Genomic DNA, 20620 nt, shown 5'->3' on the forward strand with positions numbered 1-20620 from the left:
ATCCGGGAGGCGTCATGACCCGCCGCTGGTTCGCCGACGACCTCGAAACCGTCGCCACCTTCTGGCGCATCCTGCGCGGCGACGGGGTGGCGCTGGGGTTCACTTCGCACGACCGCGACCTCTGGTTTGACGGCGTGCTCCACCGGGCCTCGCCCGGCATGGTGCCCAGCGCCATCCGCAAGAGCGCCGACTTCGAGCCCGACAGCGCCGAAGTGCGCGGTTCGCTGACGCACGAGGCGATCGACAGCGCCGACCTGGCCGCCGGACGTTTCGACGGCGCCCAGGTCCGCATCGGCCTCGTCGACTGGGAAACGCTGGAGCGCGAGGTGCTCTACGCCGGGACCATCGGCACGGTCAGCGAAGACGACGGCGCCTTCTCCGCCGAACTCGTCTCGCGCAAGGCCGAGTTGTGGCGCGATCCCACGCCGCGCACCAGCCCCGCCTGCCGCTCCATCTTCTGCGCGCCGGGGTGCAACCTCAATCCGCAAAAGTTCAGCCGCGAAGTGCGCCTGCTCGGCATCGACGCCGCCACCAATGCCGCGCTGTTCGAAGGCGCCCCCGATGCCGCCGATCACGCGGGCGGGCGCTTGCGCTGGATCGACGGGCCTCAGGCCGGAATCCAGATGGACGTGATGGGCGGGGGCGCAAACGGCCTGATCCTCGACGTTCCCCTTGCCGATGCCATGGAGCCCGGCACCCGAGCCCTGCTGCGCGAAGGCTGCGACCACACGCTCGGCACCTGCTCGCAGCGCTTCGGCAATGCCGTCAACTTTCGGGGCGAGCCGTTCCTGCCCGGCAACGATATGCTCACCCGATATCCCGGCCCGGTGCAGTGACGGACGCAGTCACGGGCGCGCGCCTTGCTGCTGCCGCGCTAACGCTGGTGGGTACGCCGTTCCGTCTGCACGGGCGCGAGCCGGGCGTCGGTCTCGACTGCGTCGGCGTCATCGAAGCCGCGTTCGCGCGGTCCGGCCGAGCGGTGCGCCTTGCCAATGGCTACCCGCTGCGCACCCGCATCGTTCCCTCTGTCCGGCTCGACCTCGAAAGGCTGGGGCTGGAGCCGGTAGGGGACACGCTTCTGCCCGGCGACGTGCTGATGCTGCGCCCTTCCACCTGCCAGCTGCACCTAGCCATCGTGATCTGCGGCACCAGCGTGGTCCATGCCCATGCCGGCCTTCGCCGGGTCGTCCATCGTGCATTGCCACCCGATTGGCCTCTCCTGCACCACTGGCGCCTCGCGCCAAATCCAAGGAACTGACATGGCCACGCTCGTCTTCGGAAGTATCGGCACCATGCTGGGCGGCCCCCTCGGAGGGGCGATCGGCTCGCTGGTGGGACGCCAGTTCGACACCGCACTGTTCGGCTCGACCGGCCGCGAGGGCCCCCGCCTCAAGGAACTGGCGCTAACCACCTCGACTTACGGACAAGTCCTGCCCCGTCACTTCGGCCGCATGCGTACGGCAGGCTCCGTCATCTGGGCGACCGACCTTGTCGAACGCAGCGAGGTGCAAGGCACCGGCAAGGGCGGACCATCCGTGACGACTTACGGCTACTCCGCCAACTTCGCGGTCGCCCTCGCCAGTCGGCCGATCCGCGCTCTCGGCCGTATCTGGGCTGACGGCCAGCTGTTACGCGGCGCCGACGGGGAGCTCAAGGCCGCAGGGACCTTGCGCTTCCATAACGGGGCGGGCCGTCAACCGCCGGACCCGCTGATCGCCTCAGCCGAGGGTGCCGAACGCTGCCCCGCCTATCGCGGCCTCGCCTACGTGGTGTTCGAAGACCTCGATCTCTCGGGCTTCTACAACCGCATCCCGTCACTGACCTTCGAGGTCATCGCCGACGACGACTTCTCGCTGCAGGACATCGTCGGCGACGCGATCGACGAGATCGATGCGAACGTCGCTCTCGCCGAAGTCGTCGGCTACACCAGCGAAAGCGCTCCCGCGTCGGACTTGCAGACCTTCGCGCAGATACTTCCGCTCGAAATCGATGCCTCGGGCGAGAATCTCGTCGTCGCGCGCGACCGGCGGCAAACCGCCGCCATCGCCCTTGCCGAGCCTGCCATCGCGACTGCAGACGACGATTTCGGCGCGCGGACCGGCTTCACCCGGCACCGTGCCGCGCCCTCCGACAGTCCGCCCGCCATCCTGCGCTATTACGACGTCGAGCGCGACTATCAGGCCAGCCTCCAGCGGGCGACCGGCCGCAGCCTCGCCGCAGAACCGGGCGCCATCGATCTGCCCGCCGCACTCGGAGCCGCTACGGCCCGCACCATGATCGAACGCGCCGCCCGCCGGATCGACTGGACCCGCGACCGCATATCGTGGCGCACCTGCGAACTCGACCCGCGAGTCGCGCCGGGCGCACGGGTCACGCTGCCCGGCATCGCCGGACACTGGCGCATCCAGGCATGGGAGTGGCACGACGGCGGCGTCGAACTTTCGCTGGAGCGCGCCCTTCCACCGGGAGCGACGACGCCGCCCGCACTCGCTTCGGATCCGGGACGTGGCAATCCCGCGCCTGATCGCCCGGCCGGCGAGACCCGCCTCGCCGCGTTCGAACTCCCGTTCGATCCTTCAGCAGGGTCGTCCGACGCGGTGCGCACCGTGGCAGCAGTCTCCGGCACCGAAGCGGGGTGGACCGGCGCGGCGCTCTACGCAGACCAAGGTGACGGCGCGCTGCAGCCTCTTGGCCAAAGCGGCCGGACGCGCGCGATCATGGGCACGGCGCTGTCGCGGCTGCCCGGCGCCGATCCGCTGCAGCTCGATCGCGGCACTCAGCTGGAAATCCAACTCGTCGATCCCGCGATGCAACTGGCGAGCATCGACACGCGCCGCCTTGGCGAAGGAGGGAACCTGGCGTTCGTCGGCGAGGAGATCGTGCAGTTCCTGCTGGCGACGTCTCTTGGTCAGGGCCGCTGGCGGCTCGAAGGCCTTCTGCGCGGTCGTGGCGGGACCGAAGCCGCCGTCGCTGCGCACGGGGATGGCGAGGCATTCGTGCTGCCGGGCACCGGGCTTGCCTCCCTGGACGCCGGGCTGCTCGGCTCCTCGCCCTCGCGCAAAGTCCTCGCGCAAGGACGTGGCGACCCGGATCCGGTAGCGTCTCCCGTATACCTCGCAGGGATCACGCTGCGCCCGTTGTCGCCGGTCCATGCCCGCCGGGCCATTGCCGCAGACGGCGCCTGGACGTTCACATGGACCCGCCGCGCGCGTGGCGGATGGTCGTGGGCGGATGGCATCGATGTACCCCTCGTCGAACAGGCTGAGCGCTACCTCGTGACGCTCGGTCCGCTCGACGCCCCCCTGGCCGCCTGGACGACCGAGGCACCCGAACTTCGCATCGAGCCCGCCGTGCTCGCCCGATACGCCCACAACGCCGACGCGATGTTCCAGGTGCGTCAGCAGGGCACGCACGCGCTCTCGCTGCCCCTGCCGCTAGCCCCTGTTTCCTGACGAACGGCCCTGACCGAAACCCACGGAGATCCGCCATGCCCGAACTGCTGAATTTCACCGATGCCAGCCCTCGCTTCGCCTTGCCGCTACTCCATTCCGGGCAGGCCCATAAGGAAGCCTTCGTCAACGAGGCACTTCTGCTGAGTGATGCATTGATGCACTGCCTGGTGCTCGGCGAAGCGGCGACGCCTCCGGAAAATTCCCTGGAAAACGATGCCTGGATCGTCGCTTCGGGCGCTACTCGCGAATGGTCCGGGCAGGACGGTGCCGTCGCGCTGCGCCGCGGCGGCGGCTGGGCCTTCGTAGCTCCCCGCGACGGGCTGCGCGTCTTCGATGCCTCGCGCGGGGCCGAAATGCTGTTTTTCGGTTTCTGGAGAAAAGGTTCGCTCCCCGTGGAACCACTTGGCGGGACGAGTGTTGATGGGGAGGCTCGGACCGCGATCAACGATCTGATCGCGGCTCTCCAGGCCTTGGGTATTCTGCCCTCGGTTTGACGTGCGCAAGGAAACAGGGGTTGCAGAGGTGTTGCTGATTCTGGATAGTGAGGGCGCAACAACCTCCCAAGCCCCCGCAAACGCGACAAATTTGCAACAGTCGCGCTCAATGTGCGCTTGCACACGTAAAGCCAAGGGGTTAGACACTCTCGCACTCGGTGGCTCCAAATCTCTTTGTAGGGGAAACGTATGAGGAAACTCGTCCTTGGACTGGCGCTGGCTTCGACCGCCTTCGCCACTCCCGCGCTGGCGCGCGACAAGTCGTGGTATCTCGAACTCGACTTCGGTGGCATGATCGTCGAAGACGCTGACACTGTCGTTGACGGTACCAGCACCACGATCGACTTCAAGAAGGGCTTCGACGGCGGCGGCGTGCTCGGTTACGACTTCGGTCCGTTCCGTCTCGAAACCGAAGCCAGCTATCGCCAGGCTGCGATCAAGAACTCCGGCGGCGCTGACGTCAGCAACCTGTCGTTCATGGTCAACGGCCTTCTGGACTTCGGTCCGGACGACGGCCTGCAGGGCTTCGTCGGCGGTGGTGCCGGTGTCGCTCGCGTCCACGCTGACGTGATCGACGATTCGGACACCGGCTTCGCATGGCAGGCAATCGCGGGCATCCGTGCTCCGATCAGCTCGCACTGGGATGTGGGTCTGAAGTATCGCTTCATGAACGTGTCGAACGTCGACCTGGTCGGCCCGGCCGGTGAGAACATCAGCACCCGCTGGCGTTCGCACTCGCTGCTCGGCACCCTGGCGTACAACTTCGGCGAACCGGCTGCTCCGCCGCCGCCCCCGCCGCCCCCGCCGCCGCCCCCGCCGCCGCCTCCTCCGCCCCCGCCGCCGGCTCCGGTCTGCAACAAGGGTCCGTACATCGTGTTCTTCGACTGGGATAAGTCGGACATCACGCCGGAAGCGTCGACCATTCTCGACAGCGCCGTCAGCGCCTACGCGAACTGCGACAGCGTGCCGATCATGCTGGCCGGCTACACCGACCGTTCGGGTACGCCGAAGTACAACATGGGCCTGTCGGAGCGTCGTAACGCTTCGGTCCGTTCGTACCTGACCAGCCACGGCATCCCCGACGGCTCGATCTCGAGCCAGGCGTTCGGTGAAGCCAACCCGCGCGTTCCGACCGCGGACGGCGTGCGCGAGCTGCAGAACCGTCGCGTCGAGATCACTTACGGTCCGGGTTCGGGCATGTAAGCGACCGGCAACGGTACAAGATCGGGGGGTCGGAGCAATCCGGCCCCCTTTTCTTTTGCCCGCGTTACGCGAGCCGCCTTCCAGACACGAAAAAGCCCGGCAAGATCGCTCGCCGGGCTTTCTTTTGTACGGGGCTTGAAGATCAGACCGCGTAAGACGTCGGATCGGTGAGCCCGGCTTCCTCGAAGCCACCCTTGCGCAGGCGGCAACTGTCACACAGCCCGCAGGCCCGCCCGTCAGGCTGGGGATCGTAGCACGACCAACTCATGCCGGGATTGAGCCCCAGACGGTCCGTCTCACGGGCGATGTCGGCCTTGCTCATGAACTGGAGCGGCGCGTGGATGCGCAGCTTCTGCCCCTCATCCCCGGCCTTGGTCGCCAACGTAGCGATGTTCTCGAAAGCCGAGATGAACTCCGGGCGGCAATCCGGGTAGCCCGAGTAGTCCAGCGCGTTGACGCCGATAAAGATGTCGTTGGCGCCGATCGCCTCCGCCCAGGCCAGTGTCAGCGACAGGAACACGAGGTTGCGCGCGGGCACGTAAGTGACCGGAATATCCTCGCCGACGCCGTCCTTGGGCACGGCGATGTCGTCGGTCAGCGCCGAGCCGCCGAAGCGCCGCAGATCGAGCGGCAGCACCACATGACGCTGCGCCCCCACGAAGCTGGCGATCTCGGCCGCCGCGTCCAGTTCGCGCCGGTGCCGCTGGTTGTAGTCGATGGTCAGCGCATTGACCGCGAAGCCGCGTTCACGCGCGATCCCGGCACAGACCATGGAATCGAGGCCGCCGGAAAGCAGCACCACGGCCTGCGGAGCAGCCGAGCCCGGCTGCGGGGTTGTCTCTTCATGCATGACTGCCCCGCTACGCCCCTGACGCCGCGACGACAACGATCAAATGCGCAAGGTCTTCGGCAGACTCAGCTGCGGCAATCGCCCGTGCGGCGCCCTTCGGCGGAAAACGCGAAAGGCAGGCCGTTGACGATGCCCTGGCTGTCGATCTGAACCAGGCCATCGGTCTCACGCCGGATCTGCGTGCGGCCATAGCCCTGTCCGCGACAGGTGTACTGCACGGTGACCTGATCGGCCTTGTCCTCGACCACGACAGTGCTGCACGGTGCCCCCGGATGGCGCAGCTGGATCAGCCGACGTCCACTGTCGAGGCAGATGTTGCGCACCGGACCACCGCGCTCGCGCAGTTCCCAGCCACCGTGTGCCAATGCATCGAGCATGCCCAATGACTGCTGCTGCGCGTAAGCCGGCAGTGCTGCCGCTACACAGGCGGCCAGTCCAAACACTGCAAGAGAAGACTTCGAAAACATTCCGTCGCACCCTGAAAACGTCCCGCCGCTCACAACATCGGCAGGGGCGCCCCGGATTTCAAGTCACTCATAGGTGTGGCGAGAGTATGACGCTCGCTTGTGCTACTCAGGCCGGGACGCGCAGAACCTTGGAACAGAACGCGCAATCGACCGGGATGTGCCCATCGTCGTCGCGCATGTCCTCCAGCTGATCCTCGGGGAACTTGGACAGGATCGAGCGATAATGCTCGACGGTGCAACGGCAGCCACGGCTCAGCGGAAGCAAAGGTTCAACCCGTACTTCGCTTTCCTCGTGGAACAGGCGCCACGCCAGTTCCTCCAGCGTCAGCACCGGATCGACCAGTTCGGCGGCCTGCACCGTTCCAGACAGGATCGCGACATGCTCCCAGTCCGGATGGTCTTCCTTGACGTGCAGGCGTTCACGGCCTTCCTCGCCGTCGGGGAAATGCTGCACGAGCATGCCGCCCGCGACGCAGCGCGGCCCGTTCGAGCGGACCGCGATACGGATCAGCGTCGGCAGCTGCTCCGACTGCGCGAAATAGCTCTCGCAGGCATGCGCAAGCGACGCGCCTTCCAGCGGCACGATGCCCTGATAGCGTTCGCCACTGGTCGCAAGGTCGAAGGTGATCGCCAGGAAGCCCTTGCCGAACATCGTCTCGAGCGAGCAGTCCTCCTCCAGCGCCCCGACCATCTCCGGATCGTGGCGCAGATAGCCGCGCAGTTCCCCGTTGCGATAGTCGCAGACCAGCAGGTCCACCGCGCCGCCCTCGGCCTGCGCCTGGAACGTCAGCTGGGCGTTCTCGTCCTTGAGCAGCGAGCCCATCAGCGCGGTCAGCACCAGCGCCTCGGCCAGCACATGCTTGACGACCTTGGGATAGTCATGCGCCGACAGCACCGTCTCCAGCACCGGGCCAAGCCGCACCATGCGCCCGCGCACATGGCGCGCGGGCACGGTGAACGACAGGACTCGGTCGAAGCCGGTATCGTCGCGCAGCAGGTCGTCCTCGATCACAGCTTGCCGAGCGCCCAGAGCAGGACCGACTTCTGACCGTGGATGCGGTTCTCGGCTTCGTCCCACACCGCCGACTGCGGACCATCCATGACCTCGTCGGTCACTTCCTCATTGCGGTGCGCGGGCAAGCAGTGGAGGAAGGTCGCCTTGGGGCGGGCAGCGGCCATCAGCGCGGCATTGACCTGATAGGGCTGCATCGCCGCAACGTGTTGCTCGCCGCCCGGCTGGCCCATCGAGACCCAGGTGTCGGTGACCACGACCTGCGCCCCGGCCACAGCCTCGTGCGGGTCGTTGGTGAGGATGACTTCGCCCCCGGCCTCGCGGCAGCGCGCGATGAAACCGGCGTCCGGCTCGTAGCCCGCCGGGCCGCCGATGCGGATGGTGAACTTCATCAGCCCCGCCGCCTCGATCAGCGAGTTGGCGACATTGTTGCCGTCGCCCAGCCACGCCAGTTGGAGGCCGGGCAGCGCGTGACCGTGCTCCACGATCGTCAGCAGGTCGGCGACGATCTGGCACGGGTGCGACAGGTCGGTCAGGCCGTTGATGACGGGGACGTCGGCGTAATGCGCCAGTTCCTCGATCTTGGCGTGGTCGTCGGTGCGAATCATGATCGCGTCGACCATACGGCTGAGAACGCGCGCGGTGTCGGCGATCGATTCGCCGCGACCGATCTGCGTGGAGCCCGCCTCCAGGATCAGCGCCGAGCCGCCGAGCTGGCGCATGGCCATGTCGAACGAGACGCGGGTGCGGGTCGAGTTCTTCTCGAAGATCATCGCGAGCGTGTGTCCGGCCAGCGGCGCATCGGCGTCGGCGCGGCCCTTGGCCCAGCCGGCGCGCGCCGCCTTCCGGTCGATCGCGTCGTTGATCATGGCGGCGATCGTGTCGCCGCCCGCGTCGGAAAGACTGAGGAAATCCTTCATCACACGCTCGCTTCGATCTTGTAGTCCGCCGCTGCGGCGGAGAGCTTTTCCATGAACTCGTCGATGTGGCTGTCATCGATGACGAGCGGGGGCAGCACGCGCACCACGTTGTCGCCCGCCGAGACGGTGAGCAGCCCGTGGTTGTCGCGCATGTGCGCCACGAAGGCGCGCGGCTCGACCTTCATCTTGAGGCCGATGAACAGGCCGCGCCCGCGCACCAGTTCGAAGAGGTCGGGATAGTTGCCGATGAACTGCTCAAGGCGAGCCTTGATCCGCTCGCCCTTGGCGCGCACGTCGGCGAGGAAGGCCTCGTCCGGGATCACGTCGAGGATCGCGCCGATCGCCGCCATGGCGAAGGGGTTGCCGCCGTACGTCGAGCCATGCGTGCCCGCGACCATGCCGCGCGCCGCCTTCTCGGTGGCGAGGCAGGCGCCGACCGGGAAGCCGCCGCCGATGCCCTTGGCGGTCGCCATGATGTCCGGCTCGATACCGTACTGCTCATAGGCGAAGAAAGTCCCGGCGCGGCCGACGCCGCTCTGCACTTCGTCGAGGATCAGCATGAGGTCATGCTCGTCGCACAGCGCGCGCAGGCCCTGCAGGAATTCGTCGGTGGCGATGCGGATGCCGCCCTCGCCCTGGATCGGCTCGACCATGAAGCCTGCCGTGTTCGGACCGATCGCGGCCTTCGCAGCCTCCAGATCGTTGAATTCGACGTACTTGAAGCCGGGCAGCAAGGGTAGGAAGCCCTTGTGCATCTTCTCCTGGCTGGAAGCGCTGATCGTGGCCATCGTGCGGCCGTGGAAGGCCTGGTTGAAGGTGATCAACTCGTACTTCTGGTCGTTGCCGACCGACTGGTGATAGGCGCGCGCAGTCTTCATCGCGCACTCCACCGCCTCGGCGCCCGAATTGGTGAAGAACACCGTGTCCGCGAACGTCAGATCGACGAGACGCTTCGCCACGGCCTCACCCTGCGGACTGCCATAGAGGTTGGAGACGTGCATCAGCGTCTCGGCCTGCTTCTGGATCGCGCCGACGAGGCCGGGATGCGAATGGCCGAGCGCGTTCACCGCGATGCCGCTGGCGAAGTCGAGGAAACGGCGACCGTCCTCGCTGATGAGATGGCAGTGTTCGCCGCGAACGGGACGCACGCCGCACCGGGGATATACGGGCATCAGCGGGGTAATCGACATGTCGGCATTCCTTGCAGAATCGAGCCCCCAGAACGCGGGTCTTGGCGGGCCTTAGAGAAATCTCGCTTTGAAGATCGCAAACGACAAATGGCGGCCCCACCGGACCGCCATTTGCGCGCGTTTAGATGTTTGCAGCCTCCGGGTCAAACGTCCTTAAGGAGTTCTGGCCCGGAGGAGTGCAGGCAGGATCAACCCTGACGCGGCTGCAGGTTGACCGCCGAGTACTTGCCTCGTCGATCGACCTCGATGTCGAACTCAACCTGATCGCCTTCGTTGAGGCCGGACATGCCCGAGCGCTCGACCGCACTGATGTGCACGAATGCGTCCGGTTGGCCGTCATCACGAGTGATGAAGCCGAAGCCCTTCATGGAGTTGAAGAACTTGACCGTGCCGGTAGCCTTCTCGCCGGTGAGCTGGCGCTGCGGCGCCGGCTCGCGCTTGGCGACAGGGATCACATCGCCAACGACCACGAGGTCGGTAGCCGATACCTTGCCACCGCGATCGACGAGCTGGAATTCGAGCTGCTGCCCTTCGGCCAGACCTTCGAGGCCGGCGCGCTCTACCGAGCTGATGTGCACGAACACATCGTCGCCGCCTTCATCGCGCTGGATGAAGCCGAAGCCCTTGGCTGCGTTGAAGAACTTCACGACGCCCTTGCCCTGGCCGACGACCTGGGCAGGCATACCGCCGCCGCCACCGCCGCCACGACCACCGAAGCCGCCGCCACCGCCGCCGAAGCCGCCACCACGGTTACCACCGCCGAAGCCGCCACCGCCGCCGAAGCCGCCGCGATCACCGCCGCCACCGTAGCTGCTGCCGCCGCCGCCGAAGCCGCCGCGGTCACCGCCGCCGAAGCCGCCGCCACCGAAACGGTCACCGCCACCGAAGCGATCTCCGCCACCAGCGTAGAACGGATCGAACTCGTCTTCTCCGCCCCGCTTATTGTCGCGTCCCCTTCCGCGACGACCTCTATCAAAACCCATGTCTACTAGCGTACCTTCGCTGCGCCCCAGAAGTATTCGTCAGGCGGGCGGACGATCCACGCCAAACGTCAGGCAAGCGACCGGGCTAAGGCCCAGCCCTCTCCTGCGAACATGACTCTTACACGACTCCAAACGCGATGGCGAACGGAAATGCGGGGTCCTTGCAGCGCTTCACGACGAATTAGCGGTTTTTAAGCGACGAATGGGCTTGCCTGATTGCCTCGAAGCGGCTTGAAGGCCGGTTTCCGGCACCGCCCGGCCGCTCGACTACGGGAGAATGCGCAGATGTTCCGCCAGATTACCGAGACCGTCTTCGCCAGCCCCCAGATCGACATCCCCATGATCGCCGAGGCCAAGGCACTCGGAATCGTGCGGATCGTCAACAACCGCCCCGAAGGCGAGAGCGAGGACCAGACCCCGGGCGACGCCATCGAGGCCGCGGCCCGGGAAGCGGGTATCGACTACGTCGCGATTCCCGTGACTCACGCCGGGTTCAGTCAGGCGCAGGTCGATGCGATGGAACAGGCGCTCGATATAGAGGGGCCGGTGCTCGCCTATTGCCGCTCGGGCACGCGCTCGACGCTGTTGTGGGCACTGGCCCGCGCGAAGGCCGGCGACAGCCCGGCGGTGATCGCCTCGAAGGCAGCCGGCGCAGGTTATGATGTCAGCCCGGTGCGCCAGTTGATCGAAATGCTGTCCGCCGGTCGCTAAGCCGAATACGTCCGAGCGAGCGATCCATAATATGGGCGCCGCCGAAAGCTAGAGCGCGTCGTCTCCTTGCTCGCCGGTGCGGATTCGCACGACTCGATCGAGCGCGAACACGAAGATCTTGCCGTCGCCGATCTCGTCGTTGTTGGCGTGTGCGCGGACGATGTCGATGACGCGCGGCGCCATCTCGTCGGTCACCGCGATCTCAAGCCGCAGCTTGGGCAACATGCTCGAGGTATACTCGGCGCCGCGATAAACTTCGGTCTGCCCTTTCTGGCGGCCGTGCCCGCTGACTTCCGAAACCGTCAGGCCCGACCCGCTGGAAGCAGCCAGCGCCTCCTTCACTTCGGTGAACTTGAACGGCTTGATGATGGCCGTGACGTACTTCATGCGCGTTCCCCCACTCGTCACCCCGCTGAAACAGCATCCCACAAGTCGCATGCATAAAAAAGGGGCCGGAGCGGCTGGCTCCGGCCCTTTGAAGGTTGTGTTCGCAGGAGGAACATCGGTTGGCGACGACGGGAGGGAGGAGAGGAGGAAGTTCCCGCCGCCGCCAAACTGGAGATTCTTAGTTGTAGGCGCGCTCGCCGTGCTCGCCGATGTCGAGGCCATCGGCTTCGACTTCGGGAGTGACGCGCAGGCCGGTGACTGCCTTGGCGATGAAGATCGCGATCACGGTGCCCACGGTCGCGAGGACCACGGTGGCGAGGACCGCCTCGATCTGGATCACCAACTGCGGGCCGATGGCGAAGTCCGCCTTGCCTGGGCCGCCGAGCGAAGGGGCATAGACGATGCCGGTGCCGATGGCGCCGACGATACCGCCGATGCCGTGGACGCCGAATGCATCGAGCGCGTCGTCATAGCCGAGCATCGGCTTGAGCTTGCTGACCGCGAAGAAGCAGATGATCGAAGCCACAGCGCCCAGGATGATGGCACCAAATGGACCGGAGTTGCCCGCTGCCGGGGTGACCGCGACGAGACCGGCGACGACGCCCGAGCAGAAGCCCAGGGCCGAACCCTTGTGACCCGCCAGACGCTCGGCGAGCATCCAGAACAGGCCTGCCGAAGCGGTGGCGACGAAAGTGTTGATCATGGCGAGCGAGGCCGCGCCGTTGGCCGAGAGCGCCGAACCGGCGTTGAAGCCGAACCAGCCCACCCACAGCAGGCCGGTGCCGACCATGGTGAGCGTCAGCGAGTGCGGCGGCATCGGCTCGGCCGGGAAGCCCTTGCGCTTGCCGAGGATGATCGCGGCGACCAGCGCCGAGACACCGGCGTTGATGTGGACGACGGTGCCGCCCGCGTAGTCGAGCGCGCCGAGGCCGAAGAAATAGCCGGTCGGTGCCCAGACCATGTGCGCGATCGGGAAGTACACGATCGTCAGCCAGACGACCGCGAAGACCATGACCGCCGAGAACTTGATACGCTCGACCGTGGAGCCCAGGACCAGCGCGACGGTGATCGCGGCGAAGGTCATCTGGAAGCAGGCGAAGACGTATTCGGGAATGGTGCCCGAGACCGAATCGGGGGTGACGCCCGCGAGGAACGCCTTGCCGAAGCCGGCGACGAAGGCATTGCCACCCTCACCGAAGGCCATCGAGTAGCCGTACATGACCCAGATGAGCATGGCGAGCGAGGCCGCGGCGCCGATCTGCGTCATGGTCGAGAGCATGTTCTTCGAGCGGGTCAGACCGCCGTAGAACAGCGCGAGGCCGGGGAGGATCATCAGGAAGACGAGGACGGTGGACGTCATCATCCAGGCGGTGTCGCCCTTGTCGACGGTCGGCACGGCGTCCTGGGCGAAGGCGGCGGTGGAAACGGCTAGCGACGCGAGCGTCGCACCAATTCCGCCGGAAACCTTGGCAAAAATCTTGCGGTTCATCGTGAAAGCTCCCCTCAGAGCGCGGTGTCGCCAGCCTCGCCGGTGCGGATGCGCACGGCCGAAGCAAGGTCCAGGACGAAGATCTTGCCATCACCGATGGCCTCGGTGCTTGCGACCTGCTGGATCGTCTCGACGATCTTGGGTGCCAGATCGTCAGGTGCAGCGACCTCGATCTTCACCTTGGGCAGCATGTTGGTCGAGTACTCGGCGCCGCGGTAGATCTCCGTCTGACCCTTCTGGCGACCGAAGCCCTTCACTTCCGAAACGGTCATGCCGGCGACGCCAATGCCCCCCAGCGCCTCCCGCACTTCGTCCAGCTTGAAGGGCTTGATGATGGCTATGATGAACTTCATGCCTATCCCCTGTTAGCCACCGGCCCCAGCGCCGGCTAACAGGATCCTAAGCAAGGGGTGTGCCAATTTACCGATCAGCAAGAATCAGTGCTGATTCAACAGGTGGATAAACCGTAGATCGCGCCGGAAGCACGCAACGTCGCCCGATTCATGGGCAGTTGCCTAAATTTTAGGCAACACAAGCGAGGCACAGACCGGGAGATGGTCGGAGCCTATCGCCGACAACGGGCTGTGATGCACATTGGTTCCCACAACTTCCCACTCGGCGGACACGACGATCCGATCGAGCAGTGCCATCGGCCGCCGGGACGGAAAGCTCCGGCCCGGCGCCAGCACCTGCCAGCCCACGCCGAATTCACGAAGGCATCCGCCGCGCTGCGCCCATTCATTGAGGTCGCCCATCATCACGGTCGGCACGCGCTCGGCGCAGTCGGCGCAGTGGGATAGCACCGAACGAACCTGATGCCGCCGCCGGATGCCCGAGAGATCCAGGTGCATGCCAACTACCCGCAGGCGCCTGCCCTCGATCAGGAGGTCCGCCCGCACGGCCCCGCGCGGCTCCAGCACCGGCAGCGGCACCGGCGCCGCCTCGACGATGTCGATACCTTTGCGCACGAGGATCGCATTGCCATGCCAGCCGAGGCTGTCCGGCTTCATCGACATGGGAACAGCGACGTAATCGGTAGCGGCGTGGATCGCCTCGAGCGGCAGCACCGCCATACGGCGGCCATAGCGGCGATCGACTTCCTGCAGCGCGACGACGTCGGCGTCGATCTCCTTGAGCACGGTCAGGATGCGCTCGGGATCGCGCCGCCGGTCGAGGCCGACAGCCTTGTGGATGTTGTAACTGGCGAACTTGATCTGCAACGAGCGGCTCCGGCGATTGGCCTGTGTAGCAATCCGCCGGAGCGCCGTCAGGTTCCTGCGTGAACCGTTATGGTGCGATCAGGCGCCCCTCAACGTTCTTTGGTCGCGCTGAAAGTCAGCTCGGGATTGCGCTCCTGCTGGTAGCTCACATCCCAGGCCGATCGGGCCATGAACACCGGGTCGCCGTCACGGTCCTTGGCCAGGTTCATCTTGTTGAACTCGCCGAAGTCGCGCAGCGCCTTGTCGTCGCCCTTAAGCCAGCGGGCGGTGTCGAACGGCGAACCTTCCAGTACCGCCTCCACCTTGTACTCAGCTTCCAGGCGGCTGATCAGCACGTCGAGCTGCAGCTGGCCGACGACGCCGACGATCCACTGCGAGCCGATCTCCGGGTAGAACACCTGAATGACGCCTTCTTCGGAAAGGTCATCGAGCGCCTTGCGCAGCTGCTTGGTCTTGGTGGGATCCTTGAGCGCCACGCGGCGCAGGATTTCCGGGGCGAAGTTGGGCAAGCCGACGAAGCGCACGTCGTTCTTCTCGGACAGCGTATCGCCAACGCGCAGGGTGCCGTGGTTGGGAATGCCGATGATGTCGCCAGGCTCGGCATTGTCCGCGATCTCGCGGTCCTGCGCGAAGAACAGGATCGGCGAGTGCACCGCGATCGGCTTGCCGAGGCCCGAGGGCGTCAGCTTCATGCCGCGCTTGAAGGTGCCCGAAACGAGCCGCATGAAGGCGATGCGGTCGCGGTGCATCGGGTCCATGTTGGCCTGCACCTTGAAGATGAAGCCCGTGACTTCCTTGTTGTCCGGTTCGATCGTGCCCTGGTCCGACGGCTGCGGCCGCGGCGGCGGAGCGTGACGCGAGATCGCGTCGATCAGTTCCATGACGCCGAAGTTCTTGAGCGCCGAGCCAAAGTAAACCGGCGTCAGGTCGCCCGCGCGGTAAGCCTCGACATCGAATTCCGGATAGCCGGCCTGCGCGAGTTCCAGTTCCTCGGCGACGGCGTCCGGCAGCGCCGCACCCTTGTCGATCTTGCCGAGAAATTCCTTGGAGGCACCCTCAGGGCGGCTGATGCCGCCGCTAGCGAGGTCGAGGATGCCCTCGAACACGCCGCCCATGCCGACCGGCCAGGACATTGGGCACACGTCGAGCGCCAGCATGTCCGCCACTTCGTCGAGCAGATCGAAACAGGCGCGGCCTTCACGATCCACCTTGTTGATGAAGGTGATGATCGGCACCGAGCGCAAGCGGCAGACTTCGAACAGCTTGCGGGTCTGCGGTTCGATGCCCTTGGCGGCATCGATCACCATGATCGCCGAATCGACCGCAGTGAGCGTACGGTAGGTGTCTTCCGAGAAATCCTCGTGACCCGGCGTATCGAGCAAATTGAAGGTGATCCCGTCCCGCTCGAAAGTCATGACCGAGCTGGTCACGGAAATGCCGCGCTGCTGCTCGATCTTCATCCAGTCCGAGCGCGCCCGCCGCGCTGCACCGCGCGCCTTCACCTGCCCGGCAAGGTGGATCGCGCCGCCTTGCAGCAGCAGCTTCTCGGTCAGCGTGGTCTTGCCCGCGTCAGGATGCGAGATGATCGCGAAGGTACGGCGGGACCGGTGGGGCGAAGTGCTCATCGGCGCGCTATTAGTGGGCTGGAGGCAAGAAGGAAAGTCCCGCCGCCCAGGTGCGTGTCGCGGATCGGGGCGGCGACAGTTGGCCTGCGCGGGCTATGCGCTAAAGGTGCCTCCAAAGGTGACCGCAACGTTCGCCCGAACAAGAGAACGACCATGACAGAGCCGAGGCCCACCCTGTCCCACCGCTTCGATCCCAGTATCCTGCGTGAATACGACATCCGCGGCATCTTCGGCATGACGCTGTTCGAAACGGACGCCTATGCGCTGGGGCGCAGTTTCGGGGCCATTATGGGAAGAGGGGCCGGCGTCGTGGTCGGACGCGATGGCCGGCTGAGTTCACCCGCGCTCGAACAGGCTCTGGTCGATGGCCTTTCCGATGCGGGCGTGAACGTCATCCGCATCGGTCTTGGGCCCACCCCCATGCTCTATTTCGCCGAAGCCTCAATTCCAGAGGTGAAGGGCGGCATTCAGGTAACTGGCAGCCACAATCCCGCCGATCACAACGGCTTCAAGCTGGTACTTGCGGGGGCGCCGTTCTTTGGTGCCGACATCGTCCGGCTGGGCAGCATGGCTGCAGCCGGCGATCTCCCCGCTGCGGAAAATCGCGGCCACATCGAGGAACGCGACGTTCTTCCGGCTTACGTCACCCGACTGCTCGAGGGGCTGGCCGGTTGCGATGGAAACCATCTTTCTCGGCTTCGGGTCGGCTGGGACGCGGGTAACGGCGCGGCTGGCCCTGCTCTGGAACGTCTGATCTCGCAATTGCCGGGCGAACATCATCTGCTTTTCTCCGAAGTGGACGGGCGGTTCCCCAATCACCACCCGGACCCTACGATCGACGCCAATCTCTCAGACTTGCGCAGGCTGGTCGCGGCGAAGAACCTCGACTTCGGACTAGCTTTCGATGGCGACGCCGACCGAATCGGTGTCGTCGATGGAACGGGTCGGGTGCTGGACGCCGACCGGCTCCTCCTGATCTTCGCGCGTGACCTGTTGGCACGCCGCCCCGGCGCAGGCGTAATCGCGGACGTAAAGGCCTCGCGCACGGTTTTCGAAGGGGTCCGCGCCCTCGGCGGCCGGACCGAGATGGCGCCGGCAGGCCACTCGCACATCAAGGCGAGGATGAAGCGCAGCGGTGCATTGCTGGGAGGCGAGACGAGCGGCCATTTCTTTTTCGCCGATGACTGGTTCGGCTTCGACGACGGCCTCTACGCCGCGCTGCGGTTGATTGCCGCCACAGCCCGGCTGGAATCGAGCGTTGCCGCGCTCCGCGACGCCACGCCCGCGCTGATCAGCACGCCGGAATTGCGCTTCCCGGCCGACGATGCGCGCAAGTTCGCGGTGGTCGAGGAGGTCATGCGGCGGCTTGCGCTGGCAGGTGCCCGGGTCGATGCGATCGATGGCGTCCGCGTAGATACGCCGGACGGCTGGTGGCTCCTGCGCGCATCGAACACGCAGGCCGCTCTGACCGCCCGGGCCGAAAGCGATACGCAGGAGGGCCTGCAACGCCTGCTGGACCAGATCGACGGCCAGCTCGCCGCTTCGGGATTGGCCGGAACGGCAAGGGCATAGCGGCTTCTAGCGCCGTGAAACTGCATCCACTGCGGTGCTTTTATCCCGGAGTGCCGATATGCTCCCCTCGATGCGCGCGATGACAACGCCCCCTTCCCCCGTGCCGTCGGAGATCGCGGCATGGTTCGATTCGCGCGGCTGGCAGGTGCGCAGCCACCAGCAGGAGATGCTCGCCGCAGCGGATCGGGGGCACCACGCGCTGCTAGTCGCTGATACCGGTGCGGGCAAGACGCTGTCCGGCTTCCTGCCGACGCTCGCGGCGTTCTGTCCCTCTCGCCTCGGACCCGGAAAATCGCCCGAGGGGCTCCACACACTCTACGTATCGCCACTGAAGGCGCTGGCGACCGACGTGCAGCGCAACCTTCTCACGCCCGTCGAGGAGATGGGCCTGCCGCTTCGCATCGAAACCCGCAGCGGCGACACGCCATCCGACCGCAAGGCCCGGCAGCGCGCGCGGCCGCCACATATCCTCCTGACCACGCCCGAATCGCTTTCGCTGCTGCTATCCTATCCTGAAGCGCCGGAACTGTTCGCCAGCCTCAAACGGATCGTAATCGACGAGGTCCATGCCTTCGCTACCGGCAAGCGCGGCGACCTGCTGGCATTGTCGCTCTCCCGGCTGCAGGCGCTGGCCCCGGACATCCAACGCGCGGCGCTCTCGGCGACCCTTGCCGATCCGGACGAATATCGCGGATGGCTGGCCCCCTGGGGCGAGATCGACAGCGTCGAACTGGTCGTAGGAGAACCCGGTGCCGATCCACGGGTCGAAATCCTGCTCCCACGCGAAGAGCGCATTCCCTGGAGCGGACATGCGGCGACCTGGGCGATCCCCCAGCTCATCGAACAGATCAAGGCCCATCGCACGACGCTGGTGTTCACCAACACCCGCTTCCTTGCCGAATATATCTTCCAGGCATTATGGGACGCGAACGAAGGCAACCTACCGATCGGCATCCACCACGGATCGCTCTCGCGCGAGGCACGGCGCAAGGTCGAGGCGGCGATGGCGGACGGGAAGTTGCGCGCTCTTGTCTGTACCGCCAGCCTCGACCTCGGCATCGACTGGGGCGATATCGACCTGGTGGTGCAGATGGGTGCGCCCAAGGGCTCATCGCGCCTGCTGCAGCGGATCGGGCGCGCCAACCACCGGCTCGACAGCCCCAGCGAGGCAGTGCTGGTACCGGGCAACCGCTTCGAATTCCTCGAGGCCTTCGCCGCGCAGGAGGCCGTGCGCGAAGGCCAGCGCGATGGCGACGCCTTCCGCCCCGGCGGCCTCGATGTCCTCGCCCAGCACGTCATGGCGATGGCGTGCGCAGGGCCGTTTCGCGAGGAGGCTCTGCTCGCCGAGGTACGCTCATCACTCAGCTACGCCTGGGTGGACGAGACGATCTTCGCCCGCGTCCTCGAATTCGTCGCGACCGGCGGCTATGCCCTGCGCGCCTACGACCGCTTCCGCCGCATCGTGCGCGACAGGGACGGGACCTGGCGACTGACCCATCCCGAACATGCGGCGCGCCACCGGCTCAATGCGGGGATCATCGTCGATGCCGAGATGCTCGACGTGCGCTTTCGCAACGGGCGTTCGCTGGGCAAGGTGGAAGAAGGTTTCGGCGCCAGTCTTGAGCCGGGCGATACGTTCCGCTTCGCCGGGATGGACCTGGAAGTCGAAGCGCTGAAGGATCTGGAACTCATCGTGCGCGCCGCGAAGCGCTCCGCGACGATACCCAGCTACATGGGCCAGCGCATGCCGATCTCGACGCACCTTGCCGACCGGGTGCGCACGATGCTTGCGGACCGGGCCGGATGGGCGCGGTTCCCGGACGACGTGCGCGAATGGCTGGAAGTGCAGGACTGGCGCTCGCACCTGCCGGCTCCCGGCCAGTTGCTGGTGGAGAGCTTCCCGCATCGGGGCCTCGCCTACACCAGCTACTATACATTCGAGGGCTGGAATGCGAATCAGTCGCTCGGCATGCTGATCACCCGGCGCATGGAAGACCAGGGGCTGGGACCGCTGGGCTTCGTCGCGACCGACTATACGCTGGTGGTCTGGGGGCTGAAGGCGGTGGACGATCCGGCCGCGCTGCTTTCACCCGATATCCTGACTCACGAGTTCGTCGACTGGGTCCAGCAATCCTACTTGCTGCGCCGCGCCTTTCGCGAGGTGGCGGTGATCTCGGGGCTCGTCGAGCGCCAGCAGCCCGGCAAGCGCAAGTCCGGGCGACAAGTCACGTTCTCGACGGATCTGATCTACGACGTGCTGCGCAAGTATGAGCCCGATCACTTGCTGATCGAGGCGGCCTGGGCCGACGCGCGGGCCCGGATGACCGATGTGGCCCGCGTGGCCGACGTGCTCGACCGGGCTGCTCGGGAGATCGACCACGTGATGCTTGACCGGATCAGCCCGCTCTCGGTGCCAGCGCTCTCGATGATCGGCCGGGAAAGCCTGCCGTCCGGTGCGGCCGACGACGACCTGTTGCTGGAGGCCGAGAGTCTGGCATCGGTCGCCATGCGCATCGATCCTGCTGCCGAGGATTGAAGGCAAACAAAAAGGGGCGGATCGCTCCGCCCCTTTGGGTGCCCCTTGCGGGACCAGCCTTTGAACGATCGGCTTACTTGCCGAAAGTCGCGAACTGTTCGTTGCCGACGAAGCCGAACTTCGTGACCTGCGAGGCCTTGATGACCTCGAGAACCTGTGCCGACAGCTCGTAGCTGGCTTCCGGCTCGGGCTGGAACTGAAGTTCCGGCTCGGGGGTCATGCGGGTCGTGGCTTCGAGCGTCTGGACCAGACGCCCCTGATCGATCTGGGTCCCGTTCCACATGACCTTGCTGTCCTGAGTCAGCACGATCTTGTTCTTGACGGGGTCGATCGGAGGCGGAGTGTCCGTCGGAGGGGTCGCGACGGGCAGATCGATATCGATCGAGTGCGTCGCAACCGGGATGGACATGATGAACATGATGAGGAGGCAGAGCATGACGTCGATCAACGGCGTCGTGTTCATCTCCATCATCGGCTCGCCATCAGACTTGCCTGCTGACATTGCCATG

General features: G+C 65.9%; 20 protein-coding genes. 8 read left to right on the forward strand and 12 right to left on the reverse strand.

Annotated features, from left to right (window positions below; translation table 11 throughout):
- The first annotated feature begins 14 nt into the window (after positions 1-14).
- The 5 genes from ACYPYD_RS17450 to ACYPYD_RS17470 all read left to right on the forward strand — a co-directional run bounded on the left by ACYPYD_RS17450 (position 15) and on the right by ACYPYD_RS17470 (position 5149).
- Positions 15-836 (forward strand): DUF2163 domain-containing protein, encoded by an 822-nt coding sequence (locus ACYPYD_RS17450; protein ID WP_069708839.1) that lies wholly within the window; start codon positions 15-17, stop codon positions 834-836.
- Entirely contained in the window at positions 833-1258 is a 426-nt protein-coding gene (locus ACYPYD_RS17455; protein ID WP_459664473.1) for a hypothetical protein, read from the forward strand. Before ACYPYD_RS17450 ends, ACYPYD_RS17455 begins: the two co-directional genes overlap by 4 nt.
- Position 1259: 1 nt before the next feature.
- The gene (locus ACYPYD_RS17460; RefSeq protein WP_459664474.1) at positions 1260-3452 is read left to right on the forward strand and encodes a phage tail protein; all 2193 of its coding nucleotides are present in this window, start codon (positions 1260-1262) and stop codon (positions 3450-3452) included.
- 35 nt (positions 3453-3487) lie between these two features.
- A complete protein-coding gene (locus ACYPYD_RS17465; protein ID WP_008829061.1) occupies positions 3488-3946 on the forward strand; it encodes a DUF2793 domain-containing protein in 459 nt (152 codons plus the stop codon).
- 189 nt (positions 3947-4135) lie between these two features.
- On the forward strand, positions 4136-5149 hold the full coding sequence (locus tag ACYPYD_RS17470; protein WP_008829062.1) for an OmpA family protein: 1014 nt from the start codon (positions 4136-4138) through the stop codon (positions 5147-5149).
- Positions 5150-5291: 142 nt separating this feature from the next.
- Here the strand turns inward: ACYPYD_RS17470 and queC are convergent, their stop codons facing one another.
- From queC to ACYPYD_RS17500, 6 genes are all read right to left on the reverse strand, one after another.
- Positions 5292-5999, reverse strand: a complete 708-nt coding sequence (queC, locus tag ACYPYD_RS17475; RefSeq protein ID WP_459664476.1) for a 7-cyano-7-deazaguanine synthase QueC — start codon at positions 5997-5999, stop codon at positions 5292-5294.
- 65 nt (positions 6000-6064) lie between these two features.
- Positions 6065-6466 (reverse strand): DUF3617 domain-containing protein, encoded by a 402-nt coding sequence (locus tag ACYPYD_RS17480; protein ID WP_036529925.1) that lies wholly within the window; start codon positions 6464-6466, stop codon positions 6065-6067.
- A 106-nt stretch (positions 6467-6572) separates the two neighbouring features.
- Complete coding sequence (gene hslO, locus ACYPYD_RS17485) at positions 6573-7478, reverse strand: Hsp33 family molecular chaperone HslO (protein ID WP_051587186.1); 906 nt, start codon at positions 7476-7478, stop codon at positions 6573-6575.
- On the reverse strand, positions 7475-8398 hold the full coding sequence (gene argF, locus ACYPYD_RS17490; protein WP_459664479.1) for an ornithine carbamoyltransferase: 924 nt from the start codon (positions 8396-8398) through the stop codon (positions 7475-7477). Before argF ends, hslO begins: the two co-directional genes overlap by 4 nt.
- The gene (locus ACYPYD_RS17495; RefSeq protein WP_036529922.1) at positions 8398-9588 is read right to left on the reverse strand and encodes an aspartate aminotransferase family protein; all 1191 of its coding nucleotides are present in this window, start codon (positions 9586-9588) and stop codon (positions 8398-8400) included. Before ACYPYD_RS17495 ends, argF begins: the two co-directional genes overlap by 1 nt.
- Before the next feature lie 188 nt (positions 9589-9776).
- Positions 9777-10571, reverse strand: a complete 795-nt coding sequence (locus ACYPYD_RS17500; RefSeq protein ID WP_211149528.1) for a cold-shock protein — start codon at positions 10569-10571, stop codon at positions 9777-9779.
- Positions 10572-10856: 285 nt separating this feature from the next.
- On the opposite strand from ACYPYD_RS17500, the gene ACYPYD_RS17505 reads away from it, so the two are divergent.
- Positions 10857-11282: a protein tyrosine phosphatase family protein gene (locus tag ACYPYD_RS17505; RefSeq protein ID WP_036529919.1), complete on the forward strand. Its 426-nt coding sequence runs from the start codon at positions 10857-10859 to the stop codon at positions 11280-11282.
- Positions 11283-11330: 48 nt separating this feature from the next.
- On the opposite strand, the gene ACYPYD_RS17510 is transcribed toward ACYPYD_RS17505, so the two are convergent.
- The 5 genes from ACYPYD_RS17510 to ACYPYD_RS17530 form a co-directional block, all read right to left on the reverse strand.
- Positions 11331-11669, reverse strand: coding sequence for a P-II family nitrogen regulator (locus tag ACYPYD_RS17510; RefSeq protein WP_459664480.1), 339 nt, complete (start codon positions 11667-11669; stop codon positions 11331-11333).
- 178 nt (positions 11670-11847) lie between these two features.
- Positions 11848-13158 carry an ammonium transporter gene (locus tag ACYPYD_RS17515; RefSeq protein WP_008832048.1) on the reverse strand — a complete coding sequence of 437 codons (1311 nt, stop codon included), beginning with the start codon at positions 13156-13158 and terminating at the stop codon, positions 11848-11850.
- 14 nt (positions 13159-13172) lie between these two features.
- The gene (locus tag ACYPYD_RS17520; RefSeq protein ID WP_008832047.1) at positions 13173-13511 is read right to left on the reverse strand and encodes a P-II family nitrogen regulator; all 339 of its coding nucleotides are present in this window, start codon (positions 13509-13511) and stop codon (positions 13173-13175) included.
- A 162-nt stretch (positions 13512-13673) separates the two neighbouring features.
- Entirely contained in the window at positions 13674-14378 is a 705-nt protein-coding gene (locus ACYPYD_RS17525; protein WP_036529918.1) for an endonuclease/exonuclease/phosphatase family protein, read from the reverse strand.
- Positions 14379-14467: 89 nt separating this feature from the next.
- Positions 14468-16003 carry a peptide chain release factor 3 gene (locus ACYPYD_RS17530; protein ID WP_459664483.1) on the reverse strand — a complete coding sequence of 512 codons (1536 nt, stop codon included), beginning with the start codon at positions 16001-16003 and terminating at the stop codon, positions 14468-14470.
- Between the two features lie 153 nt (positions 16004-16156).
- On the opposite strand from ACYPYD_RS17530, the gene pgmG reads away from it, so the two are divergent.
- Positions 16157-17575, forward strand: a complete 1419-nt coding sequence (pgmG, locus tag ACYPYD_RS17535; protein ID WP_459664490.1) for a phosphoglucomutase/phosphomannomutase PgmG — start codon at positions 16157-16159, stop codon at positions 17573-17575.
- Positions 17576-17654: 79 nt separating this feature from the next.
- Positions 17655-20111 carry a ligase-associated DNA damage response DEXH box helicase gene (locus ACYPYD_RS17540; RefSeq protein ID WP_459664485.1) on the forward strand — a complete coding sequence of 819 codons (2457 nt, stop codon included), beginning with the start codon at positions 17655-17657 and terminating at the stop codon, positions 20109-20111.
- A gap of 73 nt (positions 20112-20184) precedes the next feature.
- Here the strand turns inward: ACYPYD_RS17540 and ACYPYD_RS17545 are convergent, their stop codons facing one another.
- The gene (locus tag ACYPYD_RS17545; protein WP_008829625.1) at positions 20185-20619 is read right to left on the reverse strand and encodes an ExbD/TolR family protein; all 435 of its coding nucleotides are present in this window, start codon (positions 20617-20619) and stop codon (positions 20185-20187) included.
- Between the last annotated feature and the right edge of the window lies 1 nt (position 20620).

The sequence above is a fragment of the Novosphingobium sp. 11B genome (assembly GCF_054589055.1).

Excerpts from the sequence above, each read along its gene's own strand:
- ACYPYD_RS17470 (WP_008829062.1), top strand. The coding sequence starts at position 4,136 with ATGAGGAAACTCGTCCTTGGACTGGCGCTGGCTTCGACCGCCTTCGCC.
- argF (WP_459664479.1), bottom strand. The coding sequence starts at position 8,398 with ATGAAGGATTTCCTCAGTCTTTCCGACGCGGGCGGCGACACGATCGCC.
- pgmG (WP_459664490.1), top strand. The coding sequence starts at position 16,157 with ATGACAGAGCCGAGGCCCACCCTGTCCCACCGCTTCGATCCCAGTATC.
- ACYPYD_RS17500 (WP_211149528.1), bottom strand. The coding sequence starts at position 10,571 with ATGGGTTTTGATAGAGGTCGTCGCGGAAGGGGACGCGACAATAAGCGG.
- ACYPYD_RS17540 (WP_459664485.1), top strand. The coding sequence starts at position 17,655 with ATGACAACGCCCCCTTCCCCCGTGCCGTCGGAGATCGCGGCATGGTTC.
- ACYPYD_RS17480 (WP_036529925.1), bottom strand. The coding sequence starts at position 6,466 with ATGTTTTCGAAGTCTTCTCTTGCAGTGTTTGGACTGGCCGCCTGTGTA.
- queC (WP_459664476.1), bottom strand. The coding sequence starts at position 5,999 with ATGCATGAAGAGACAACCCCGCAGCCGGGCTCGGCTGCTCCGCAGGCC.
- ACYPYD_RS17460 (WP_459664474.1), top strand. The coding sequence starts at position 1,260 with ATGGCCACGCTCGTCTTCGGAAGTATCGGCACCATGCTGGGCGGCCCC.
- ACYPYD_RS17520 (WP_008832047.1), bottom strand. The coding sequence starts at position 13,511 with ATGAAGTTCATCATAGCCATCATCAAGCCCTTCAAGCTGGACGAAGTG.
- ACYPYD_RS17545 (WP_008829625.1), bottom strand. The coding sequence starts at position 20,619 with ATGGCAATGTCAGCAGGCAAGTCTGATGGCGAGCCGATGATGGAGATG.
- ACYPYD_RS17510 (WP_459664480.1), bottom strand. The coding sequence starts at position 11,669 with ATGAAGTACGTCACGGCCATCATCAAGCCGTTCAAGTTCACCGAAGTG.
- ACYPYD_RS17505 (WP_036529919.1), top strand. The coding sequence starts at position 10,857 with ATGTTCCGCCAGATTACCGAGACCGTCTTCGCCAGCCCCCAGATCGAC.
- ACYPYD_RS17495 (WP_036529922.1), bottom strand. The coding sequence starts at position 9,588 with ATGTCGATTACCCCGCTGATGCCCGTATATCCCCGGTGCGGCGTGCGT.
- ACYPYD_RS17465 (WP_008829061.1), top strand. The coding sequence starts at position 3,488 with ATGCCCGAACTGCTGAATTTCACCGATGCCAGCCCTCGCTTCGCCTTG.
- ACYPYD_RS17515 (WP_008832048.1), bottom strand. The coding sequence starts at position 13,158 with ATGAACCGCAAGATTTTTGCCAAGGTTTCCGGCGGAATTGGTGCGACG.
- ACYPYD_RS17450 (WP_069708839.1), top strand. The coding sequence starts at position 15 with ATGACCCGCCGCTGGTTCGCCGACGACCTCGAAACCGTCGCCACCTTC.
- ACYPYD_RS17530 (WP_459664483.1), bottom strand. The coding sequence starts at position 16,003 with ATGAGCACTTCGCCCCACCGGTCCCGCCGTACCTTCGCGATCATCTCG.